Source organism: Deltaproteobacteria bacterium, assembly GCA_016874775.1.
Taxonomy (GTDB): domain Bacteria; phylum Desulfobacterota; class Binatia; order Bin18; family Bin18; genus VGTJ01.
The window spans coordinates 1-6,716 of the sequence record VGTJ01000245.1 but is presented as its reverse complement, the minus strand read 5'-3'; the positions used below and the strand labels follow the sequence as shown (position 1 = coordinate 6,716).

Sequence of the window (6,716 nt, the reverse complement as noted above, 5' to 3'; positions counted from 1 at the left end):
CACCAGTCACAACTTAAGCTGTTGGCAGTGCAGTAATTCCCTCTCCCTCAGGGAGAGGGCTAGGGTGAGGGGATGAAAACTCAGGGCTTTTGACTTCTCGACTCCCTCATCCTGACCTTCTCCCTGAGGGAGAAGGAACCCATACTCGCAACGGAGCACGTAAAACACAGCGATTCTTCCTTAAGTTGTGACTGGTGCCGTAGCGTGCGCCATGCGCACGGGAGCCACACCCGGCGAGCGCAGCGTGCGCACAGCGCACGCTACCCCAACTGTGCGAATGTTCCGTGGTCCGATTGAGACAACCTGTCCCACCAGAACCCTGCTGTTAACTGTTAAAGCGGGGTTGCCAAAACAAACTCCCTCCAGCTATGGTAACGCCGCATGAAGTACAGCGAAGCCTCTTGCCGACACGTAGCGGAACTTTTAGTTGCAGGCCTGTGCGAGAAGAACCTGGTGCGCTTGCCCCAAGAGAAGCGGGCTACGGTTGTGACCAGAATGGTGGCCACGCTGCTTGAAAACTTCCGTCAAGAAGAAGCTATCGAGAAAGAGGCCGAGCGATTAGCTGAGGAACATCTACGCAATGCCCCTCCTGGAATGGACCGCCATCGCGTTGTGCAAATGATTAAGCAACGCCTCGCTGAGGAAAAGCGTTTTTCTTTATGAGTCGCCTGTCGGATAACCGTATTGCCGCGCTGTCTCGCTTGATGATACGTGCGCTCGCTCCTGAAGGAGAAGGGCTGAGCGAACGAGCGGCCTTAGTAGAGGCTAAACGCTTGTTATCTGAGCACTTTCAGCGTGATGATAAAATTGACGAGACTGTGCGTCGTAAGATCGCTTCTCTTTCCCGCCGTGTCGTGCCTGGGAGCACCGAGTGGGAGGTGCTCTACCGTCGGTACTTTGAAGAAGAGGCCAAAAAATACAAAATCTAGACCAGTTCCCTTGACAACTTAGCGGAAATGATTAAGTAATCTGCGGTCGTCTCGCTAGCGGGGGACTTTCAACCAACATGCCCTGGGACGATCAAAAATACACAACTTATAGAAAATATAACGAGGAGAAAGGAGAGAGGTATGAAGATTCGACCCCTACAGGATCGAATTATTGTCAAACGGATTGCAGAGGAAGAGAAAACCAAGGGCGGGATTATTATCCCCGACACCGCCAAGGAGAAACCGCAGGAAGGGAAAGTCATTGCGGTAGGTAAAGGGAAGGTCAATGAGGACGGGAAAGTGACTCCTCTCGACGTGAAGGCTGGCGATAAGGTGTTGTTTGGCAAGTACTCTGGAACCGAAGTGAAGATTGACGGTGAAGAGCACCTGATCATGCGCGAGGATGACATCCTTGGGGTGATCGAATAAGCGTCGCATGCACGCGAGGAGGAAACATCATGGCTGCAAAGAATGTTAAATTTGGTCAAGATGCACGAGATAAAATTTTACGCGGCGTCAACATCCTGGCCGACGCCGTAACCGTGACCCTTGGTCCGAAAGGCCGCAACGTCGTGATTGAGAAGTCCTTTGGTGCCCCCATTGTCACGAAAGACGGTGTGACCGTTGCTAAGGAAATCGAACTCGAAGATAAGCTCGAAAATATGGGTGCACAGATGGTGAAAGAAGTTGCCAGCAAGACCTCTGATATCGCTGGTGACGGGACGACGACTGCAACCGTGTTAGCCCGCGCGATCTACGCTGAAGGTGTGAAAATGGTGGCAGCAGGCCACGATCCGATGAGCATCAAGCGCGGTATCGACAAGGCAGTTGGGAGCCTCATCGGCGAACTGAAAGGACTGTCGAAGCCCACCCGTGATCAGAAAGAAATTGCTCAGGTTGGAACGATTTCCGCCAACAACGACACCACTATCGGTGAGATCATTGCTGAGGCAATGAACAAAGTCGGTAAAGAAGGCGTGATCACCGTTGAAGAAGCCAAAGGGTTGGAAACCACCCTTGATGTCGTCGAAGGTATGCAGTTCGATCGCGGCTATCTCTCTCCCTATTTCGTGACCGATCCGGAGCGCATGGAATGCGTCTACGAAGATGTCTATCTCCTCATCAATGAGAAGAAGATCTCTGGCATGAAAGATCTGCTCCCCGTACTTGAGCAGGTTGCGAAGAGTGGCCGTCCGCTGATTATCATTGCAGAAGATATCGAAGGTGAAGCACTGGCTACACTAGTTGTGAATAAGATTCGCGGGACTCTGCAATGCGTTGCCGTGAAGGCTCCTGGCTTTGGTGACCGCCGCAAAGCGATGTTGGAAGATATCGCGATTCTCACTGGTGGTCGCGTGATTGCTGAAGAATTGGGTGTCAAGCTCGAAAGTCTCACGCTCAGTGACCTCGGTCGTGCGAAACGTATCGTTGTCGATAAGGACAATACCACTATTGTTGATGGTGCTGGTAAGAAAGCTGACATCGAAGGACGGGTGAAGCAGACCCGCGCGCAGATCGAAGAGACCACATCAGACTATGATCGTGAGAAACTGCAGGAGCGCTTGGCCAAGATGATCGGTGGTGTGGCCGTGATCAAAGTTGGTGCGGCAACTGAAGTTGAAATGAAAGAAAAGAAAGCTCGCGTGGAAGATGCGCTCCATGCGACCCGTGCTGCGGTTGAAGAAGGGATCGTTCCTGGTGGTGGCGTGGCGCTGATTCGCGCCTCCAATGCTCTCAACAAGCTCGAAGCGAACGAAGAAGAAACCGTGGGTGTGAGTATTGTGCGGAAGGCCCTGCAAGAACCGCTGCGTTGGATCGCAACTAACGCCGGTGAAGAAGGCTCGATCGTGTTGGATCGTGTACGGAGCAACAAAGGAGCCTTTGGATTCAATGCTGCGGCTGGCGAGTTCGAAGACCTCATCAAAGCTGGCATTATCGACCCGACCAAAGTGGTCCGCACCGCACTGCAGAACGCGGCATCAGTGGCGGGTCTATTGTTAACTACTGAGGCCACAGTCGCTGAAAAGCCAGATGAAAAGGGTGCTGGCGGTATGCCTCCGATGCCTCCGGGCGGCGGCATGGGTGGCATGGGCGGCATGATGTAAGAAACGTAATACATAAAACGTAATACGTAAGAGAAGGCAACAGATACACGGCCCTGCTAGGGAAACTTGGCAGGGCCGTTGTGTTTGATCCGCCCGTCACATCTCTTCCCTAAAGCATCGTGGTGGTGCGACCGCTCGCGTGCCAGCAGTGCGCGAGCGACCTGGCAAAGTTCGTCAGACCCACCATCACTTCTCACGTGTGTGTCAACTTTTGTTGCCTATCAACTATCGTGGACAACACATTGAGTGAGGTTTCTGCTCTCGTGTTTTCAAGAAATTGACGTTTCCCCTGACAACTAAATTTGGCTTTCATAGTGGTGACGACTTCTACGATTGGTATGGCGATTTACTGCAGGAGGCAGCAAATCGCAAAGATGTGACCTTCAGCGACGTCAAGAGTAAGTTCGGGAAGGAGTTAGTGATTACCGGAACCTGTCTCAACAAACACGAGACGGAGTATTATTCGGCGCAACAAACACCGGATATGCCCGTGCGTGACGCCGTGCGCATTTCCATGAGCCTGCCCATCTTCTTCTAGCCGGTGAAACGTGACGACGACATTCTGGTTGATGTAGAAACCTTTTGACGCTATGTCGTGAGAAGTCTTTCTCTGACGATCAGGCTGTGAATGGGGGCAATCGCGTCGTCTGGTCTACACGGCCCTGCTAGAGACATCTGGCAGGGCCGTTATTATTAGAGGACTGTGGGACGGTAGGCTTGCAAAAGATATGGCAGATAGCGAAAGATACAGAAAGGAGGTGCTGACATGGCGCAACAAATGCACGAAATTGACTATAAGGTTTTTGGCGATGATATGCAGTTTGTTGAAATAGAGTTGGACCCAGAGGAAGCCGTGGTCGCTGAAGCAGGTGGCATGATGTACATGGACGACGGGGTCGCAATGGAAACGATCTTTGGTGATGGACGACAACAGAACACCGGGTTTTTCGGCTCTCTCCTCGGAGCCGGGAAACGGTTGCTCACCGGAGAGTCGTTGTTCATGACGGTGTTCATCAATAAAGGGCAAGGAAAGCGACGCATTGCATTTGGTGCGCCGTACGCGGGGAAGATTATCGCTGTGCACCTTGGTGATATTGGTGGCGAGCTGATCGCGCAGAAAGATTCCTTCTTGGCGGCAGCCAAAGGGGTTTCGTTAGAGATCGCATTCCAGAAGAAGATTGGCGTCGGCTTTTTTGGCGGAGAAGGCTTTATCATGCAACGCTTGCAGGGAGATGGGTTGGCGTTCATCCATGCTGGCGGAACCCTGATGGAACGAAACCTTGCCCCCGATGAACTGATCCGTGTAGACACCGGTTGTCTTGCTGCCCTGCAGCCCACCGTTAATTATGACATCGAGTTTGTTGGAAAGATCAAGTCAGCACTCTTTGGCGGGGAAGGATTATTTTTTGCCACGCTACGGGGTCCTGGAAAAGTGTGGCTCCAATCACTGCCATTGAGTCGTCTGGCCAGCCGTATCTACGCCGCAGCTCCACAAGCTGGTGGTGGCGGACGTGAGAGTGGATCGTTACTTGGTGGACTTACAGGTGGATTGTTTGGAAGTGACGAGTAAATCATAGGTATGAAACATCCCGCAGTTCTTCACGATCCAGTGTCTGGCACTACCCGGCGAGTAACCGTCAGTTGGAACTCGGTGTTGCACGGCTCGTTGCACGTTGAGGACAGTGCTGGTGCTTCGCGCAATATAGCTGTGACCGATTTGTCGCTGAGTCGCGGAGGCTGGCGCGGAGATGCGATCAATTTTTCGTGGCAAGATGAAGGGCAGACCTGGGCTGTGACTGTTGATGACCCACAGGTAGTCACACAATTTACGAAAGAATTGCCCTCTCACTTCGCTGGTCAGATTATTACCTGGCAAAAGCAAAGCAAACGAGGAGAACGTTGGTCCGCCACCATCTTGATGATTGCGGGATTGGTTACCCTCCTCCCGCTTCTTTTCGTCATCATGCTGTTCATGATGCGAGATCGTATCCTCGATGCTGTCATTGCCAGAATGCCCACCAGCGTCGATGCTCGAATCGGTGAACTCGTGCATCAACAACTGCTCCTGTCTAGTGAACTCGTGAAAGAAGGTCCTGCAGTCGAGGCGATCCGGGCAGTGAGCCAACGCTTTCTTCCTCATCTTCCGAAGCAAGATTTTCACTTTCGGTTTGAAGTGGTAAACGACAAATCCGTCAATGCTTTTGCTGCGCCTGGCGGTCTTGTCGTGGTGCACACTGGCTTGTTAGCAAAAGCCACGTCGGTCGATCAGTTAGTGGGTGTGTTAGGTCATGAGATTACCCACGTCACACGCAGACACTCTCTGCGCCAGATGGTGTACGATCTCGGACTGACGACTACCCTCCGTTGGTTGCTCGGGGTGCCGGACGGGGTTGCCGACACAATCGCTGGTGCAGCAGTGAACTTGAGTGGTTTGCAGTTCAGTCGTGAACAAGAAACAGAAGCGGATCGAGGTGGTGTTGAATTGCTGCAGAAAGCGCGCCTGCCAGCGACGGGGCTCCAGTCGTTCTTCGAGATTCTTGCGCGTGAAAAAGGACAAGTCCCGACGTTTCTCTCTACTCATCCTGCAGACAACGAGCGCTCGGCTACGCTGCAACGATTAGTTGCTGAGCGAGGGCAGTGGACAGTTGAACCACTGATGATCGATTGGGATGCTGTCCGGAAGGATGCCGAAGAACGGATGAAGGGAAAGTAGGGACAGGGCGTACCGTGTCCCTTAGGCGATTACTTACTCGGTAATCCAGTAATACGAATCCCTGCCGAGTGTACTTTGTTGAGAATATTGAGCCGAATGAGCAGCGCGGTAATTGGCTCGATCAAGCGTGCGGCTTCAATTGGTCCAACTTCCACCGCTTTGGCTCCACCGCCAAGCTTGTTAATGAGCTGCATGACGGTCGGACGTGCTTCTTTGTCTCCACAGACCAAGACATCACAGTCGATCGGAGAATTCAGATCTCGCAGGACATGAGCGGAGACATTCTGCAAAGCACATACGACTTTCACATCAGGGCCAAGGAGTGCTTTCGCTTCTTCACTCGCTGACCCGGCAGCAGGCATGATAACACGGCGTGCATTTTCCGGATCGAGTGGAACAGAAACATCGACAAAAATCTTGCCTTTGAGTTGCTCTTTCACGCTCTCTAAGGTGCCGACATGGGCAGAGTAGGGGACAGTCAGGACAGAGATGTCCGCTTCTGCGGCTGCGGTGACGTTATCGGTTCCACGGAGTAGGTTCTGCCCTAACTCTTGGTTCAACTCAGCCGCGACTTTCTCCCCTTTTTCCTTTTGTCGCGAGCCAATAATGACCGTTTCCCCTGCTTTTGCCCAGCGAATCGCCAATCCCGGCCCTTGTTCGCCAGTGCCACCTAAGATTGCAATTTTCATGAGACTGTTTCCTCCTGCGAAAAAGAATCGACCTACGGAAATCGTCGGAAGAGTATAATGGGTAAAACGGAAAAGGTAAGGGGACAGCGAAGCTTGGGACAAAATTGGATCACAGAAGATTCGTACAGTTAGGCGGTGGCAGGAAACAACTTACCGCAATAGTGATTGACCGGAGTGGAGAGCCTCTGCACAAGAGCAGGGATGAGAGACGAGACCATTGTGTGCTGGCTTCGGTCTAAGTATCGAAGTCTGGTCGAAGAGCTGGATGAACGCGGGCGAC

Annotated in this window: 7 protein-coding genes and 1 pseudogene; 7 read left to right on the top strand and 1 reads right to left on the bottom strand. The window is 52.5% G+C overall.

Annotation, left to right across the window (positions count from 1 at the left end; all coding sequences use genetic code 11):
• The first annotated feature begins 381 nt into the window (after nt 1–381).
• The 7 genes and pseudogenes from FJ147_26270 (at nt 382) to FJ147_26240 (ending at nt 5,747) form a co-directional block, all read left to right on the top strand.
• Nucleotides 382–663 (top strand): annotated as a pseudogene (locus FJ147_26270) (DUF507 family protein).
• Nucleotides 660–929, top strand: a complete 270-nt coding sequence (locus FJ147_26265; protein ID MBM4259392.1) for a DUF507 family protein — start codon at nt 660–662, stop codon at nt 927–929. The pseudogene FJ147_26270 and the gene FJ147_26265 overlap by 4 nt, the downstream one beginning before the upstream one ends.
• A gap of 141 nt (nt 930–1,070) precedes the next feature.
• Nucleotides 1,071–1,358, top strand: coding sequence for a co-chaperone GroES (locus FJ147_26260; GenBank protein ID MBM4259391.1), 288 nt, complete (start codon nt 1,071–1,073; stop codon nt 1,356–1,358).
• A gap of 29 nt (nt 1,359–1,387) precedes the next feature.
• Nucleotides 1,388–3,034, top strand: a complete 1,647-nt coding sequence (gene groL / locus FJ147_26255) for a chaperonin GroEL (GenBank protein ID MBM4259390.1) — start codon at nt 1,388–1,390, stop codon at nt 3,032–3,034.
• 277 nt (nt 3,035–3,311) lie between these two features.
• On the top strand, nt 3,312–3,572 hold the full coding sequence (locus FJ147_26250) for a hypothetical protein (GenBank protein MBM4259389.1): 261 nt from the start codon (nt 3,312–3,314) through the stop codon (nt 3,570–3,572).
• Nucleotides 3,573–3,812: 240 nt separating this feature from the next.
• Entirely contained in the window at nt 3,813–4,604 is a 792-nt protein-coding gene (locus FJ147_26245) for a TIGR00266 family protein (protein MBM4259388.1), read from the top strand.
• A gap of 9 nt (nt 4,605–4,613) precedes the next feature.
• On the top strand, nt 4,614–5,747 hold the full coding sequence (locus FJ147_26240) for a hypothetical protein (protein MBM4259387.1): 1,134 nt from the start codon (nt 4,614–4,616) through the stop codon (nt 5,745–5,747).
• A 29-nt stretch (nt 5,748–5,776) separates the two neighbouring features.
• Here FJ147_26240 and npdG read toward each other — a convergent pair whose 3' ends face one another.
• The gene (npdG, locus tag FJ147_26235) at nt 5,777–6,436 is read right to left on the bottom strand and encodes an NADPH-dependent F420 reductase (protein MBM4259386.1); all 660 of its coding nucleotides are present in this window, start codon (nt 6,434–6,436) and stop codon (nt 5,777–5,779) included.
• Between the last annotated feature and the right edge of the window lie 280 nt (nt 6,437–6,716).

Excerpts from the sequence above, each read along its gene's own strand:
- groL (MBM4259390.1), top strand. The coding sequence starts at position 1,388 with ATGGCTGCAAAGAATGTTAAATTTGGTCAAGATGCACGAGATAAAATT.
- FJ147_26245 (MBM4259388.1), top strand. The coding sequence starts at position 3,813 with ATGCACGAAATTGACTATAAGGTTTTTGGCGATGATATGCAGTTTGTT.
- FJ147_26260 (MBM4259391.1), top strand. The coding sequence starts at position 1,071 with ATGAAGATTCGACCCCTACAGGATCGAATTATTGTCAAACGGATTGCA.
- FJ147_26265 (MBM4259392.1), top strand. The coding sequence starts at position 660 with ATGAGTCGCCTGTCGGATAACCGTATTGCCGCGCTGTCTCGCTTGATG.
- npdG (MBM4259386.1), bottom strand. The coding sequence starts at position 6,436 with ATGAAAATTGCAATCTTAGGTGGCACTGGCGAACAAGGGCCGGGATTG.
- FJ147_26240 (MBM4259387.1), top strand. The coding sequence starts at position 4,614 with ATGAAACATCCCGCAGTTCTTCACGATCCAGTGTCTGGCACTACCCGG.